We start from the raw sequence: 16,243 nt of genomic DNA on the forward strand, positions 1-16,243 counted from the left end.
GATTACCCCACTTTCACCATGTGCGGTTGCGAGCTGCGCTCAGGCTGGTGGTCGAGGTCGCGGCTGACCAGCAGCAGGACCTGCGCCGAAGCGTCGGACACCTGCGCCTTGTAACCGGCGATGGAGCGGGCGAATACGTTGTAGATGACGACCGCGGGAATCGCGGCAACCAGTCCCAGCGCCGTCGCCAGCAAGGCTTCGGCGATGCCGGGGGCCACTACGGCGAGGTTGGTGGTCTGGGTCTTGGCGATGCCGATGAAGCTGTTCATGATGCCCCATACGGTACCGAACAGGCCTACGAACGGCGCAGTGGAACCGATGGTGGCGAGCACGCCGGTACCGCTGCTCATGTTGCGACCGCAGGCAGCGACCAGGCGTTCGAGGCGGAAGCTGACACGCTCCTTGATGCCTTCTTTCTCGCGGCTGTTGACCGACAGGCGCATTTCTTCGAGGGCGTCGTGCACCAGCAAATTAGCGAGGGTGCCCGCCTTTGCCGCGGAGACGCTGGCTTCCTTGAGCGAGGCAGATTTTTTCAGCTGGGCGATTTCACCGCGCAGACGGCGCTTGGCGCCCATCAGCTCCAGGCCTTTGGCGATCCAGATGGTCCAGGTGATGATCGAGGCGATGGCCAGGCCGATCATGACGATTTTCACGATGATGTCGGCGTTCTGGTACATGCCCCACGGCGACAGGTCATGCGGCATACCCATGCTGTTAATGCCCATAGCTTGCAAGCTCTCAATTGGAACCACGGCCGGTACCGCGGCAACTTTTTCAGCCAACACAACAGGTGGGATCAGCAAGCCCACCAACGAAATCGCTACATGAGCGATAGATCTGAAACATGTTATTCCGATGTGTATAGAAAACTTATGTTGAGTAATGCTCATACCTGCATGCCCTGAAGTGAGATAAAGACAAATTGTTTTGCGTTTAACACCCAAACAGTTATTCGGGCACCCAATGTAAAATTTCATTTGAGTCAAGCACATCTATAAGGCTGAGCTTGGCGAGTGCCTCGATTTCCAAGTAAGCACCTTAAGAGTTAAAGCCCACCCGACATTCTGGACATTGCTTGACTGGAGGGGCCTGAGTTATTCGGGGATAGGTAACCATCGTCGAAATCCGGCGCCGCCTTTCCCTGTCAAAGGACACCAGGCAAAGTCCCAAGGCGTCGGTGGAAACTCCTCCTGTTCAGGGTCAACGCCAGCGATAGAACGAGGTGCTACTTTCCAGTCAAACACCCTCACTGAAGAACCTTGCCACGCCAGTACTAGCCCTCGTGCCTGGCTATCGTCAGTATTTATCCAGCGGGCCGCTGCTGCCGTCATGAAGGAATCGATGTGCTCCTCGTGGATTTGCGCCTGGTAGGTCGACGTGAGTAACCAACGGCAAACACTGAGGTAGTAAGTCCAATTCAGCGGCGGATAATTGCGGTATGCCCAGGTCATGAAACTGCGAAATATATTCAGACCATCCGGTGGATCTAGCTTGAGTAACCCCGGACACACGTCGAACAACGTATGCCAGTAAGGCAGCAATCGGGCATCCAGGTGAACAAAACAGCGTGCATTACTGGGGTAGTCAGGAAACGGCAACAGGAAGTCGCCACGACTGCTCACACGTGACGTTTTACTGACCAGTCGCGAAGCCCCTGAAGGGATGGCTAAAGAACGCATGCCGGCCTCCATGCCATCGCCGCTTGCAGTTTATAGGATGCCGAAAAACTAAAGATCAGCCCTTCGAGAGGGCTGAACCTGCAACCTGAATGATCAATAACGCGAGACATACTGCCTTCCTTCCCGTGACGATTAAACGGCGTCCACCGGTGGTCGCATCAGCGACAACCTGGTGTAAAACAGACGACGAAAAAACAAGCGGTAGCCGGCGAATCAAACTGGCTACTTGCAAGCGTCAAACCTAAGGGGAAGCGCGAGGGTTGGCCGAGGGCCAGGAATAGCGGGGAGGTGCCTTGCAGCGCAGTTCGCGGCTAGGGCGCGGTTTTTGTCCGACCCGTAGCAGCCAAGTCAAGCAAAACAGAAAGGCGATGCCCAACGTCACCGCAGAACAGATAGGGCAGGAAAAACTACCGGCCCACCCCCTGGCTGACGGGTCAGTGAAATCCGTGTTCTGGGTCGGGTTCTTGCTGCCCAGAGCAGAGCAAAACTGACCACCAATGCCATTGAGTTCAAGCCCGGTCATCTGCCCATGCCCCAAACCGCAGGCGAACACGTTGAACAGGACGCAAAAATACAGCGTCCAGGCAACGAGTGAGCGGTTTGAGAGGGACAATTTCATGGCAGCGACATTAACACCGAAGCACGCGGGGTTGAAGATCGAGAGATGTTGATCAACCCCACCGCCCAGAGGTTCCTGAACGATGGGGACACGAGTCAATTACGCGACTTTGAGTGATTTCACACAGGTGAAACGCTCGACAAAGGCGTTGTCGGAATAGCGTTTGAGTGTCCGCGCCACCAAGCAGGTGAACAGTGGCTCGCACAACACCAACGGCAGGTAAGAAACGGCGAACAACGCCCAGTTGCTCAAAGGCGTTGGCTCTTCGCCCATGGACAACCAGAAGCCCACCATCGCGACCACACCGGTGTAATAGAGCGCATCAAACTTGACCACTTCCGCCCAACGAATACTGCGTCCGGCAACGTCGAAGAAGCGCCGACCGAGCAAGCCATGGGCGGCAATCAGCGGCAACATCAAGGACAACGAGTTTACCCCTAAGTGCACCAAATCCTGTGGCTCGAACAGCAACCCTTGTAACAGCAGGCCAATGGCAAAACCAAACAGTGTGGGGATAAAGCCGAAGATGATGTAGACGGCGGAAGCACCAACGAAATGCAATTCAGAAGCGCCGACGGGCAAATGGAATACTTCCATGAACACCGAGAAGAATGCTGCGGCGAGTACCGTCTTGATCAAATTATCGGGGCGTAACAGCTTCGGCGAAAACGCCGCCAGCGTAGCGATTGCAGCAGCATTGGCGTACAGCACTTTGGCGGCATTGAGCACGCCGGGTTCGATATGCATCAGTTCTCCCTCCGAGGGATGCGGGTCTGGAAGCTACCGGTATATTCGGCAGCACTCGTGGCAGGTCTCCTGGCTCACGGCTCGACACCCTCCCGCGCCTTCCCGGCCGTAATCGACCAGTGGCATAAGCGAGAGAGCTAACCGTTCACAGTTGCGGGGGCAGCGCAGGAATAGCCGGGGGGGCGTACCTGCTTCCCTATTGCTTCACCGGATGGTGAAACCACGAAGCGCCAACAGGTTAAGGGTTTTGCTCGATCTACGCACGAGGCGAAAAGCCTTTTTATGCCTGGGCTCCACAACGCTATATGCGACAGCCTGCCACAGGAGCACCAGGAGACACTGTGCAGCAGGTCAAACGCACAGACTGCGCCAGAATGTCGCAGCTTATTGAAGATGACTGGCCTCGTTAGACTTTCCGCCCTTTCTTTTGATTCTTCACGGAATCCCGGGAAACACAGAAACAAGAACGCCGATTTGTTTGATGATGTTGGTGCGAACAAACACATCTAACAAACCGGCGTTCTTATGCGCGATATTAATACTTTCCTTCCTTTTTGGGAGGGCTTTTCTGTCGTCACGATCAAGCCTGATGGCGACGCACTACAAATCGATCTGATCCCTCACGCCACCCGATTCCCTTCCTGCGGCTGCCTAAAACCCTGTTCAACTACGCATGAGTATTGCAAGCGAGTCGTTCGTGATTTGCCCATCCTTGGCCGTGTCGGGCGCCTCAGCGTTTTGCTCAGGTGGGTTGGTTGTCGTGACTGCGGCAAACGCATGGAGGCCGTCAGTTGGCTGGATCGCTATGCCCGCATGACGCGCCGCTTGGCCGATGCGGTCATTCAGGCCTGCGAACGCCTTCCAACCCCCTGCACGTGGCCCAGATGTTCGGCCTGCATTGGGACACCGTTAGGTTGCTGGAGCGTCGAGCCTTGCAAGCGGCGTTGAGCGCTCTGCCTAATCGCAGGCGTTTTCACAGCCTAGGTCGTTTTCTGCCGGTCACGGCCACACAGTTTGATGGTCAAATCCGTTGGAAATGATTGGTCAGGTCGAATGCAAATGGGTGGGCAAGTCTCTGCAATTACCTAGCTGCCGAGCCATGGAGTGCACCTATGGCTCTGAGATGGTTGGACAATCAGAGGTACTTTGGCAGCGCCCATTACCGGATGCATCACTTCCGCAGTAGCTTGGCCAAGGCCATTTGGTATTGGTCTGTGTACATCTTGCCAGCTGTCCCCCATGAGTGAATTATTTACATTGGGAAATTTTTGGGGGCCGGCTTGGCAGTATTGATCGGCAGGAGCGGCCTACGTTCGTAGGCCGCTTTTGGATTATCAATCGCCCGGACTGTTTATCATTCCTACAACCCAGCGAATCAGTCTGCGAAGACATTCGCGAGCGAGTTCAGAGGCCAATACGTCCACGATTTTTTTCAGTAACTTATGTAACCCACGACGTTTTCCCATTGGAAATATCCCATTGGATGAGCGTTAGTATGTGGGCGTTTCAGCCGATTTTATGCGTACCGCTGTGGGCCAGTACGGCCGCGCTTCAGTCGTAGAGACCTTTAGCGTCGAGCTGTGATTAGCGCTCCGTCACAAACACCACTCGAGCTCAGTGGTCGTCGTTGGGAACTCGCATCAGTCACGATAATCCTTGCGTGCACTGAGCTTCTGATCTCGCACCTCATAAAGGGCGGTTTTGTAGGTCCTACTGGACTCAATATATCGAACAGTTGAGTCAAGTGAACGCTGATATTGCTGCAACCGGCCTAGCCGAAGCTAGAGTTGCAGCTATTGCCTCCAGTCTTCAGTAAGAAGAGCAGGGCATTTTTCTGGCGGGTTAAATGAGATCCGCTCAGTTCGCCTGGCGTTGTAGGAGCCATGGCAAAATCGATATGTGCTCTGCAGTTCGCTAAACGCAAACCTGCATCGAGCCCTACGAGCTCTAAGCTAGCGTGAATGCAACCAGTCCATAACTGCACATCTCGCTTTTTGGGGCGAATAGCATCGAAATGCAACTCACCTAGGTATTTTTCAGGAGCCTCGAGACGGTCTTTTTTATCCGAGAGCACCTAATGCTTATTCGTACCGTGCTGCCCCTGTTGGAGAAGCAGATCGGCCGTCATCAACGCTAAGCGTGATGCATGCATGTGGCTTAAAACTGCCCGTTATTGAATCCGAAGGTTCAGATTCAAAGCGAGCTTATCTGGCATCAGATGCGATTCACAAGGGGAAAAATAGCATCAAGTAAAAAACTAAAGGATCCACCTCCTAGACCACTTACAGCCGAAGCTGACGAATACAATGATCTGTCAAGGCAAGCAGTAAGCTCGCTGGCTTTGCCGCTGGACATGCCATTGCTTTCCAGCAACTGCTCGCAGAGGTTGGCTATTGTGTCGACTTACCTTGAATGGTCGGTTCTAACGGCCACCAGACCTCATCGATCAGAACACCTAGCTGTACGTCAGTGCTGATTTGGCGGTTCGTGCTTTCTAAATCGGTCGTACTCATTCATTCGTTATACTGCTCAGTCTGCCTGGGAGTCACCATGAATTCTTTGCCAATCGACGCCGTTATGCCGGCACTTCTCCAAGCGTTGAATGCCCGTAACGAGGTTGTACTGCAAGCCCCTCCTGGTGCCGGTAAGACCACTCGCGTTCCATTGGCCGTCCTCAGCGAAGAGTGGCTTGGTGAGCAGTCCATCCTAATGCTTGAGCCTCGCCGATTAGCTGCCCGTGCCGCCGCAGAAAGATTGGCCAGTGAGCTGGGAGAGAAGGTAGGTGAGACTGTTGGGTATCGTATTCGCCTAGAAACCCGCATTGGTCCAAAAACTCGAATTGAAGTAGTCACTGAAGGGATTTTGGCGCGTCGTCTTCAGGATGATCCGGCTCTTGAAGGAGTTGGGCTAGTTATTTTTGATGAGTTCCACTCGCGAAATCTTGATGCAGATCTTGCTTTGGCACTCACTCTCAATGGTCGTGAATTACTGCGTGATGAGCAGCCGCTGAAGATTCTTGTGATGTCAGCAACACTGGAAGGTGAGCGGCTTTCACAGTTGCTAGAAGATGCACCGATTATCACTAGTGAAGGCAGGATGTACCCCGTGTCGACTCTCTGGGGGCGCCCGTATCAGCCTGGTGAGCACATCGAGCCGAGAGTGGTCCAAGCATGCTTGGATGCGCTCGAAGAACAAAGCGGTAGCATTCTCGTTTTTCTACCAGGGCAAGCCGAAATTCGAAGAGTCAATCAGCAACTGGCAGATATCCTCGGCGAGCGGAGAGACATACTCCTCTGTCCATTGCACGGTGAACTCGACCTCAGTGCACAGCGTGCTGCGATTGATCCCGCGCCTGAAGGCAGACGCAAGTTGGTGCTGGCCACCAACATCGCTGAAACCAGTCTGACCATCGAAGGTGTAAGAGTAGTAGTAGACGCTGGTCTTGAGCGCGTACCCCGCTTCGACCCGCGGAGTGGAATGACCCGTCTAGACACTCAGCGTATTTCCCGGGCGAGCGCCACGCAACGCGCTGGGCGCGCTGGGCGATTGGAGCCTGGGGCCTGTTATCGATTGTGGTCGGAGGCGCAACATGAGCAGCTCAATGCCTATAGCGCAGCGGAGATAATCCAAGCAGACCTCGCGGGCCTGGCCTTGCAACTCGGGCGCTGGGGCGTATCGCCTGGGCAACTGGTCTGGCTGGATGTGCCGCCCGCTGCTGCTTATGCACAGGCACAGGATCTGCTCGAACGTTTGGGGGCGTTGGAAGGAGGGGCGCTGACCCGTCACGGTCAGGCCATGGCCGAGCTACCAGCCCATCCGCGCATCGCCCATTTGCTGTTGCGTGGGCAGGCGCTGGGGCTGGCGGACATGGCTTGCGACGTCGCGGCGCTGCTCGGTGAGCGCGATATCCTGCGCGGTGCTGGCGCCGATCTGCACAGTCGACTGGTGTTGATGTCCGGCGAAGTGCGAGCCGCTCGCGGAGCCCAGGGCGGAGTGCAGCGCGCGCGGCAACTGGCGCGGCAGTATCGAGGATATCTGCGTGGTAAGGCGGAGGAACCGGTGAACGATCCCGACCATCCACGCTGGCTCGGCGCCTTGCTGGCGTTGGCCTACCCGGATCGCGTCGCCCAGCAACGCCGTGCCGGGGGCGCCGAGTATCGCCTGGCCAACGGCCGTGCCGCGTTGTTCGCCGAAGTTGATAGCCTGATGAAACAACCCTGGCTGGTGATCGCCGACCTCGGTAGCCGTCAGGGTCAGCGCGAGGAACGCATTTATCTGGCAGCGGATTTCGACCCGGTGCTGTTCGACTCGGTGCTCGCCGAACAAGTGCGCTGCATCGATCAACTGGATTGGGACGAGCGCGAGGGCGTATTGCGTGCCGAGCGCCAACGCAAGGTCGGCGAGCTGATCCTCAGCCGCGAACCGCTGACCGGCCTCGACGAAACCGCCCGCAGTCAGGCGCTGGTCAATCTGGTGCGGCGCAAAGGCCTGGAGTTGCTGCCGTGGACACCGGAACTGCGGCAGTGGCAGGCACGGGTCGCGCTATTGCGCCAACTGGATCTGGACGGCAAGGGCGACAGCGAATGGCCGGATGTCAGCGACGCCGCATTATTGAAAAACCTCGAACACTGGCTGATGCCGTACCTGGGCAAAGTCTCGCGGCTCAGTCATTTCGCCAATCTCGACCTGTCGAGCATCGTCCACAACCTGCTGCCATGGCCGTTGCCGCAACGGCTCGACGAACAGGCACCCCACCATCTGAGCGTGCCCTCGGGCTCATCGATTCGCCTGGATTACAGCGAGCAACCGCCGATTCTGGCGGTGCGTTTGCAGGAGTTGTTCGGCCTGGCAGAAACCCCACGCATCGCCGGTGGCCGACAAGTGGTCAAGCTGCACCTGCTGTCCCCGGCGCGGCGACCGGTGCAGGTGACACAGGATTTGGCGAACTTCTGGCGCAGCACCTATACCGAGGTGAAGAAGGACTTGAAGGGACGCTATCCGAAGCACTACTGGCCGGATGATCCGCTGGTGGCTGAGGCAACAGCGCGTGCTAAACCGCGAAAGGTATAGCATCTGTGTCATGCCAATGCCTTGGCTAGCCCTACTACAAAAGTAACTTCATCAATAGCCTCTCCCTTCTGCGAGGGCTACGGTGTAGCCTTTCTTCAATGGTTAGTTAGCAGTGCATCGGGATTGTTATCGCCTTTATTTTTGAAGGTCGACGAACCCACGGAAATTGTCGGTTCCGCTCACAGTGATCGATTCAGACCGGAGTTTTCCATTGGCAACGAAGTAGGCGAAATCTTCGTCGCCAGTGTGGGCTGTTTTTTGCACCACGGTAACGGTACTGCAGTTACCCTTTTTTACCCGAGGCTTCGGGCTACCTGGTTGATTCGGGTGTGCATTGTCAAAAATTTGTATACGTCTTATCCAATCCTCAGAAAAACTAGGCTATGCCCCTTCGTCCTGCTGACAGCGAAACATCAGCTCGCTAAATGTCGCTGAAGAACCTGGTTGCGCCTCAGGGTAGTAATAATGCCGGCCATCAATGAGGGTATATCGCAACGAAGCCCCATCCTGACTTCGAGCTACTTCCAGTAGTCTTTCCATGCGCCAGTCACCGGAGCCGTTGAGCCACCCTGGCGACACCAACTTTACCGATTTCACTTTTACCCCTACTTCCGTTAGCTCCAGAAGGGACGTTAGCGCTTGCAGGCTGTCCACGAACACCACGTCGTGGATCTCTAGGCCGTCCTCGCACCTGGCTATCGTGGTATGAAACCAAGGCGACATCAGCTGTTGCTGAACAAAATGCCAGCCTTGGTGGCCAGGCTCTAGCATTACCTCAGAGCATTTCGCTTCCGCCTGTCTATTGGTGATGAACACGACGAACCCTCCGCATGAACAGTATACATTGTAGTCATATACTGTTCAGAAAGCGCCTTATCGTTCCTTTTGCAGGGCATGCAAGTGGAATTGAAAAGTGCTTTCGGGACGGTTCTTCGGTGGCTTCGCGTGAAGCAAGGTCAAACGCAGGAGGACTTTTCCACCCTTAGCAGCCGGACCTACATCAGTACATTGGAGCGAGGTATGTACGCTCCGACCATCGATAAGCTCGACGACATCGCTGCTGTGCTCGGTACGCACCCAATAGCGTTGATGGTCGGTAGCTATGCTCTAAGGGATAATCGTTCTGTTGCGAAAGTCCTCGAAGACGTCATTGGAGAGATCGAGCGCCTCGAGGTTGCCGAGGGCGTTTCGAAGCTACGCAAGCGTTACGTCAAAACTGAATAGGCACGAGAGTCTTGGAACCACTAGAATGGTGAGATCGAAGCAATGTATATCTCTCCCCCGCGCTGGTACGTTGGGTCGTCGAAGGCCTGATTTCCAAGCGCCGATCAATACAGGAACCCCATGAAGGCGCGGCGGTGCAAAATTCTGTAACCCCGATTTTGGCACTGTTAACCACTGTGGTTAACAAGGAATATAAATGGTTTACACAGAGCAAAACACACCTCGGTTTTAAGGACATTTCTGCACTGATCTTAACTTCGACGCCCTTCAGGATGAAGATCGCGCCTGGGGAGCAATGTCTGGTGTGTTGGGATGGTGGAAGTACGCCCTCAACAGATATCAGATCGCTTATCCGCGTCCAGCTTTGGCAGATGCCTCCCGAGTTCGGGCGACTTCGAAGTCCTTTTGAACCAAATCCTGCAGCAGTTTCTTTTCCTTTGTGTACTCTTCCACGGACAACCCTTCCTGCAGACGTCGAGTGAGCTCAGCTTCTCGTGCGAAGTAGGCGTCCATGGCGCGCTTCATATGAACGAAGTTTACAGTCTCGGCATAACTAGCTGAAGCAGCCAAGGCTAAATGTAAATAATCGTTAATCGAATTCGCGTTTAAATGACCCGTCCACTGTGTTACCTCAATTTTAAAGGTCTCGGTGTTCAGAATATTGCGGCGAAACTCATCTTCGTTCGTTACTCGATGCGTCAGGATAAGGTCTAGGAAGAGCTGGGTGATGAATCGGTGGCGGAACATATGGGGAAAAATCGGTGTTTTAATTCCTGATAGAACTTTTAGTTTTGCAATCTCGTTGTATAGAGTTTTGCTTGTTAGAGGCCGTCCTGTCGATTCAGCGATAAAGAAGTACCGATGATCTTTCCCTCCTTTATATACTTTTTTCATGACATGTCTGCGTTGTCGCTCAATGAAGTTGTCTAAGTAATGCAGTAGAGTTGGAAGGATAGGTACCTGTCTATAGCTGACTACTCCTTGTTTTAAGGTGGTAAGTTTAAGGGTTGGATTTGTCTCCAGTTTCTTTGCAGCCTTTATATCATCGATCGTGATTTGTTCTATCTCTGATCGGCGTGCTCCGGTGTCATTAAGGAGGTCAACTAGCAATGAGCGCCTGGCTGCAACAAATAAGGACGAGTTTGCATTTCGCGCAGTATCTTTAAGTAGCGCTATTTGCTCAGCTGTGATCGGGTCTCTTCTCTTTTTTCGTGAGGGTGGGCCGAACGAATGATGCACTAGGTAGGTGCGTCGTGTTTTCAGGCCAAAGTTATCTATTACATTGTAGGTTTTTTCAAATGCGCGTATCCTACCCTCTGGCGCAACAAAATCTTTGTAGCCGTGCAGGTGCCCTACAAAACTTAGAAAATCCAGCCATACTCGGCCTATATTCGAGATAGACGTCTCTGTACGCTTCTTTACCCCAGGTTTTTTCGGTGAGGTTTCTTTACGTAACTCATCAATATAATCAGTGAAATCACCATCAGACAGCATGATTGGATCTATTTGATCATGGTAGCAGCGACGTAATAGTTGACTTAGCTTCGCCGCATAATCGCCCATTGTGCCTCCATCTTGCCCAGAGCGAGACAGCCCACGCCTGTTGCCTCGCCCCTTTCTGTTGAACAGGCTGAGCATGTATAGGTTGCCGATAATACACGGTGATCCGTTAGGCCAATTCAGGAATGGAATATTCGTAGCGTCTCGTAGACTGGTGCGCCCCACAGAGTAGTGGCTGAATGTTTGGAGTTTACCCAGCAAGCTGTAAAGCTTGTGCGTCGACCGTTCATTAATCTTTTTTACGGTAGTCATTTATATCTGTCACCGTAGTGGATGCATTCTTTGGTGGTGATGTCTCGGTAAGGTTGAAGGGGGGTATACAGAGACTTGTGATTGCCAAGAGCGAGACAATCGCGTCAGATGCCCATTTCTCACGAAGCAGTGGATCTTTTACGTCACGTATATTTTGAATCTGGCCTATTGATTCTTGTAGCGCCCGAAGGAGTAAATAGTTTGTCTGGCGCAGCATTTCCAGTTCTGATTCGATATTTGTGATCTTGAGGTTCAGTCCGGCTTTCGTACGCTTGTTGCTTTTCGCTTTCTTTTGCTCTTCACGCTCAAACGCTTCAATAGCCTTCACCCGGAGAGCGTTCAAAGTACTGAACCCTCCTGTTAAGTATTCATCGCTGTATTTTTTCAGTGTGTTTAGGCTAGTAGGGAGCGTGTTTACGCCAGGCTCCCCACCAACACTCACCATACGATCCAACGAAGCCAGACTAGCCTGGCTTTTGATGGCGGTCTTCAACTCAATGTCATCAGCGAAATCGCTCGGCTTAGTGATCACATGAGCCAAAAGACGCTCAAGTGCCAAGACTCCAGTCTTGACTACTTCACTGCGTGGGGGGCGACCTGTCATGCTGCCGCTCCATATTTGAGCCTTGCTACGATTTTCATGTGTTCGCCACCCGCATCGGTAAAGAACTCAGGTGCAATTTCGATCATACCTTCCTCGATCTTGTCGCTGATATAGTCTTCAAGCTCTGAGCTTGGTATCAGCCCAAAGTTGTCCGTACCGTAATGCTCTTTAATCATCTCAGCTAGTACAGTAAAGTTATCGGTGTTCCCCAAGTGAATATTTTCTGCTGCAAACTGAGCCGCAGCGGAGTTTAGCAAAGCGCCGTCCGTGCTCTCAGTGATATAATTATAAATATGCTGTAGGTTCGCGTGGCCGAGCATCCATCTCAAGGTGTCAAGGCTGGAAAAACTCCCGCAATAGAAGAAGAGCATCGCGAAGAATCGACGCATCTGGTGCTGACGCAGGTACCACCGTTGACCTTGGTCATTCAGAGAGGTCTGGAAATAGTCACAGAACATGTCAAGGTTGCGATTATAAGCGTTGGAACTCGATTCAATGAAGTCGCGGGTGCCGCGCATTTGTGGTAACGCAAAAAGAGTCTTGTAAGACTTAATGTAGCCGATTTTTAGTAAGACTTTCTGCATCTTGATAAGGATTTTAATCATGTCCGTAGCAATCGGCTCGATAGGGCGGGCCTCGGAACGGCGCATGCCGAATAGGTGTCTAGTACTTTTGCCGTTACCGAAAAGGAGCCATTCACCAGCGTCATCTAAGCAAGAGTCAGCTTTCAAAGAATAAATCTCGCTAATACGTCTTGCCATCAAGATCCCGATGGTCAGTTGGATCGCCCCGACATAAACCGCAAGCAAGTCGTACAAACCTACGTTTGACCGTAGATTGGTATAGTACTCGGACTTTTCGCCTTTTATAGACTCGCGCAGCGTTTTTGTATCGATGATCCTTGCACTTAGAGACAAACGTGAAACTCCGAGGTTGACCAAGTACTGGCCAACAATTTTTTTCACCTCCGCTTCGGAAAGCGTGGAAGGGTTTACACCTCTTTTTTGGCACTCAATCGCGATCCGGCAGAAGCCTTTAATGATCTCCGCCCCGTGTTCGATATGAAGCTCGATAGCGTTGCGCAATGAAGTGAACACTATATCTGACGGTACCGTTCGGAAGCGCCCTTTGGTTCCGAGCTCAGGAGTAAAGCTATCTGCTTCCCTCAGAGCGGAAATCGCAGGCCCAGCTACGCCGATTTCATGCAGTGTCCCGAGGTTATAGACTGATGCTCGATAGCCAATATACGTCTGGTCACGCATCCTTTCGAGTACGGCCGTGTTGGTAGGGATACCTGGGAACTCTCGAGTGAACATGCTCGTGTCATCGTTGAACCCAAGAATCGCGTGCACAGGTTTGAACTGGTTCTTACCCCACAAAATCTGGGGGTATAGCATTCCCGAAAGCCTGATTGTGTTTGGCTGGTGGCCATAGTCCACTTGCGGTGTGCCGTACAGTCCACGAATGAACAAGGCAGCTCGGATAGGTGGAATGAGATCGTGAGGAATGCCCAGCTCGTCTTCATCCTTTTGCTCGTTCGTGATTACTAGGAGCTGCGGGCGCTCTCTGAATACACTCAGAATTTGCATCTCACTGGTGTCTTTCAGGATGCTGTAGCAGAAGTCTTGCAGAGTCTGCGTCCAGTTGTATATCGATTCAGCAGTTGATGGCGTTTGAGAAATAGTCTCTAGCATTTCGATGAGGTTGCCTGCCGTCAGCCCCCCCAGGCCGTAGGTGGAAAGCTTGTACTGCTCATCGTTCAACAAAAGGAAGTCGATGATATGGCAAGCGCGCCTGAATTGCTTAGCCTGTTGGCCCTCGAGTTCGTTAGACGCGCCCAAGTCTGAGTCACTGCGCGTACTCGACGTCAGGAAGTACTTGAACCCTTGGTAAAGCTCATAGTTCTTCGGGTCAAGCAGCGAACTGCCGTCTGAGAGCTTGATGTCCCAGTCGAGAACTTTTGGACTCTTCTTATACCCAAATGAATACTCCCACTTCTGCGCATCAAAGTCGCTGAGAAGCCAAGGCGCTGTCCGGTACTCCTCTCGCGGAGAACGAAGCAGAGGGGCGAGGAATTCGAGTTCAGGCGGCAGTAGCATAAATCAGGCTTTCCATTAGGCTGGCGTCAATCTGGGTTCGGGCGGTGGCCAGATATTCCTGGAGATCGAATTCGTAACCCTCGGTGATCTCGCTGACCAGCAAGTTCGTCAATTTGGCCCAATACATAGCTTTTGCGCAGATTTCGTCTTGGCGCTTCGATCTCCTGACCGCTTCCTCAAGCGACAGCAGGGCCGTGAGGATTCCGACGTCGACCGAGATCATCACTCTGTCAGCGCTGTCGTTGTTTGCTGTATTGGCTTGCTTATTACTTTTTTTTGGGGGGGAGGATTGCTTCGGGCATTGCGATAACCCTCAGGATTTCGCATGGCTTCAGGAATATCCTTGAGAGTGTTGTTTTCGAGAAATTGATGGAGCTCCTCCATCTTTTGGAAATTCGACACCTGCAGCAGGTATTTGCTGTCTTTCATTGCATGGCAGATGATGCCGCGCTGGAACGCCCTGATCCACCTGGTCTGAAAGAACGCCAGGATCGGCTCGGGGAGGTAGCTGCTCAAAAGATCGGGGGAGACGTTGGCGTGGCCCAACGCTTTGGCCGTCTCGGTCAAGCTGTTATTCTCTATGTACAGCAACACTGCTCGGGTGGCTCTAAGAGACGTGATAGAGATCCTGCAGATATATTCTTCGATTTGCTTCTCGGGCAAGTCGAGGAATTCAGCGAACTCGTCGGCCAGGTGCTGATAACGAGTCTCAAGCGTTCCAGGGTTCCAGTGTATAGGCTGCATCTTAGTTGGATACGTCAGGCCGCGCGAGCAATGTATGAAGAGAAAGCGCCACGCGTCGTCACCCTCAGCGCGGAGGTAGTCTCGCAGCGGCTGGGTGCATCGGATGAGCTGCCTGACTCTGACGGCGTCGCGTGGCCTCAGCTGGATTTTCATCTCGCTGAGATTTGCGCCTTTTCGATCTTTGTACCCGGTAAGTTGATAGTAGCCATCCAGTTTGATGAATCCCGTCAAATCTCCGTTCTTGTTGTACAGCTCAAAGTTATCCAGGAATGACTGTGTAATGCAGGGGTATTCATGCACTAGCAGGAGTTTAAATGGGTACAGGTCGTTAGCTGAAGGCAACTGCAGGAAGCTGTTTATCCACTCCTTGGTGGTATGTTTGCCGAAGCGCTTCGGGAATTCTTTATTGACGTAGCCCAAGCCATGGGCCTTGACAGCGGCGCAAACATCATCGGGATTGATATCCTCAGTTTGAGCGTTAGTTGGATAAATGATTTTTTTGGGGTTGCCAGTACTTGCTAGTTTATTTCGCGCCTTTTGTGCATTGGATGTTTTCCATGCTTTGGAATTTGCCCAGCGGTAAAGAACGGTGTTGTCAGTTTTTATAGTTTTGAAAAGAAACTCGATCGCTTGCGTGTCCGTAACTTGATAAGGGATCTCGGTAATCAGCTTGACTTTGATTACTTCACCCTTCGCGTTCTTCTTTTTGTTGGTGTCGATACCTGCGACGGTTTGAACTTTCGGTTTAGGTAGGGTACCGGCAAAAGGCTTAACCCAGATTCCAGAAGCAAGCAGTGTGGTGTTGATCAAGTTGATAAATTCGGCGTAGGTCTTAGTGGCTGTGGCTAGGTCGTTTTCTTTTTCAAGCTGATCTATGAAGTAATAGCGCATATACTCCAAGAAGGCGTGCTTGATTTGGATTGGGTTCTGGAAGGTTTCGACTGGCCAGTCTTCAGCACGCTCGGAGATAAAGTTTAAAAATGCATTGAGATCAGTGCTCCTTGGTCGCTTCATTTTTATGAAGTGCTGAGACATGCATTTGTAGACCTCTTCTGCGAATTCAGGCCCATGAGTAATCCATACGCCGGCTAGAGACAAATATGCGGTTTTTTCAGAGCCATACTCTAATGGCCAGCCGTTCCAGAACCTGACGGCGTGAGGGTCAAGATTATCCTTGATAGCAACCCAATACTTCACGTTGAACTTCGGCCAGCCATCTCGGCCACCTCGGTCTTCGAAGGTGTGGAGAAGTGGAATCACTTTGGCCATTTCACGCAACATCCGTACGAATTCGCGAGCGTAGCTGTTACGCAGGCCGCGAGCTACGTCGATGAAGTTGGGGTCGTACAGGGATCCCAGGAATCCTCGGACGGTGCGTTCGAAGCTTGGTGACGAGAGGCTGAGGTAGGTGATGGGGGCGCGGGTCATGTTGCAGTAGGCGTCGAATATCTTAGTCAGCTGCCCCATGCCGGCGAGCGCGATTGGCTCATAGCAGCGGTGCATAAGGTCTTGAACATCTTCGGGCAGGGTGGTGAACGGGTAGTTCGCCAAAGCCAGCGATCCTTTGAGAATTGTCAGATTTTTGGTCATGCAGTTGCTCATCTGTAAGGCCCGCGCTATCTATATTCTGACGAATTTGACAAGT

At 52.7% G+C, this 16,243-nt stretch carries 12 protein-coding genes, 2 pseudogenes and 1 riboswitch; of the genes and pseudogenes, 4 read left to right on the top strand and 10 right to left on the bottom strand.

Annotation, left to right across the window (positions count from 1 at the left end; all coding sequences use genetic code 11):
- Positions 1-2: 2 nt before the first annotated feature.
- The 4 genes from exbB to ACX3YF_RS11265 form a co-directional block, all read right to left on the bottom strand.
- Positions 3-725, bottom strand: a complete 723-nt coding sequence (gene exbB / locus ACX3YF_RS11250) for a tonB-system energizer ExbB (RefSeq protein ID WP_458973772.1) — start codon at positions 723-725, stop codon at positions 3-5.
- A gap of 369 nt (positions 726-1,094) precedes the next feature.
- Positions 1,095-1,679: a putative natural product biosynthesis protein gene (locus ACX3YF_RS11255; protein WP_458973773.1), complete on the bottom strand. Its 585-nt coding sequence runs from the start codon at positions 1,677-1,679 to the stop codon at positions 1,095-1,097.
- Positions 1,680-1,920: 241 nt separating this feature from the next.
- Complete coding sequence (locus ACX3YF_RS11260) at positions 1,921-2,298, bottom strand: DUF2946 domain-containing protein (RefSeq protein ID WP_458973774.1); 378 nt, start codon at positions 2,296-2,298, stop codon at positions 1,921-1,923.
- Between the two features lie 99 nt (positions 2,299-2,397).
- A complete protein-coding gene (locus tag ACX3YF_RS11265; RefSeq protein ID WP_458973775.1) occupies positions 2,398-3,045 on the bottom strand; it encodes an energy-coupling factor ABC transporter permease in 648 nt (215 codons plus the stop codon).
- Between the two features lie 42 nt (positions 3,046-3,087).
- A riboswitch (cobalamin riboswitch) is annotated at positions 3,088-3,286 on the bottom strand.
- Positions 3,287-3,570: 284 nt separating this feature from the next.
- Between ACX3YF_RS11265 and ACX3YF_RS11270 the strand changes: the two are divergent.
- Positions 3,571-4,004 (top strand): annotated as a pseudogene (locus ACX3YF_RS11270) (helix-turn-helix domain-containing protein); the annotation flags it as partial.
- A 1,591-nt stretch (positions 4,005-5,595) separates the two neighbouring features.
- Positions 5,596-8,115 (top strand): ATP-dependent helicase HrpB, encoded by a 2,520-nt coding sequence (gene hrpB, locus ACX3YF_RS11275; RefSeq protein ID WP_458974837.1) that lies wholly within the window; start codon positions 5,596-5,598, stop codon positions 8,113-8,115.
- A 381-nt stretch (positions 8,116-8,496) separates the two neighbouring features.
- On the opposite strand, the gene ACX3YF_RS11280 is transcribed toward hrpB, so the two are convergent.
- Complete coding sequence (locus ACX3YF_RS11280; protein WP_458973776.1) at positions 8,497-8,931, bottom strand: hypothetical protein; 435 nt, start codon at positions 8,929-8,931, stop codon at positions 8,497-8,499.
- A gap of 78 nt (positions 8,932-9,009) precedes the next feature.
- Here ACX3YF_RS11280 and ACX3YF_RS11285 point away from each other — a divergent pair.
- Together ACX3YF_RS11285 and ACX3YF_RS11290 are read left to right on the top strand one after the other, a co-directional pair.
- A pseudogene (locus ACX3YF_RS11285) lies at positions 9,010-9,135 on the top strand (helix-turn-helix domain-containing protein); the annotation flags it as partial.
- On the top strand, positions 9,136-9,339 hold the full coding sequence (locus tag ACX3YF_RS11290; protein WP_458974879.1) for a hypothetical protein: 204 nt from the start codon (positions 9,136-9,138) through the stop codon (positions 9,337-9,339).
- A 348-nt stretch (positions 9,340-9,687) separates the two neighbouring features.
- Here ACX3YF_RS11290 and ACX3YF_RS11295 read toward each other — a convergent pair whose 3' ends face one another.
- From ACX3YF_RS11295 to ACX3YF_RS11315, 5 genes are read right to left on the bottom strand one after another with little or no spacing between them, the layout of a single operon-like run.
- Positions 9,688-11,151, bottom strand: a complete 1,464-nt coding sequence (locus tag ACX3YF_RS11295) for a tyrosine-type recombinase/integrase (protein ID WP_458973777.1) — start codon at positions 11,149-11,151, stop codon at positions 9,688-9,690.
- On the bottom strand, positions 11,129-11,755 hold the full coding sequence (locus ACX3YF_RS11300; protein ID WP_458973778.1) for a hypothetical protein: 627 nt from the start codon (positions 11,753-11,755) through the stop codon (positions 11,129-11,131). Before ACX3YF_RS11300 ends, ACX3YF_RS11295 begins: the two co-directional genes overlap by 23 nt.
- A complete protein-coding gene (locus ACX3YF_RS11305; protein WP_458973779.1) occupies positions 11,752-13,854 on the bottom strand; it encodes an integrase in 2,103 nt (700 codons plus the stop codon). The genes ACX3YF_RS11300 and ACX3YF_RS11305 overlap by 4 nt, the downstream gene beginning before the upstream one ends.
- Positions 13,838-14,077 (bottom strand): hypothetical protein, encoded by a 240-nt coding sequence (locus ACX3YF_RS11310; protein ID WP_458973780.1) that lies wholly within the window; start codon positions 14,075-14,077, stop codon positions 13,838-13,840. The genes ACX3YF_RS11305 and ACX3YF_RS11310 overlap by 17 nt, the downstream gene beginning before the upstream one ends.
- Entirely contained in the window at positions 14,077-16,188 is a 2,112-nt protein-coding gene (locus ACX3YF_RS11315) for a hypothetical protein (RefSeq protein ID WP_458973781.1), read from the bottom strand. Before ACX3YF_RS11315 ends, ACX3YF_RS11310 begins: the two co-directional genes overlap by 1 nt.
- Positions 16,189-16,243 lie beyond the last annotated feature (55 nt).

The sequence above is a fragment of the Pseudomonas fluorescens group sp. PF-69 genome, assembly GCF_054481235.1.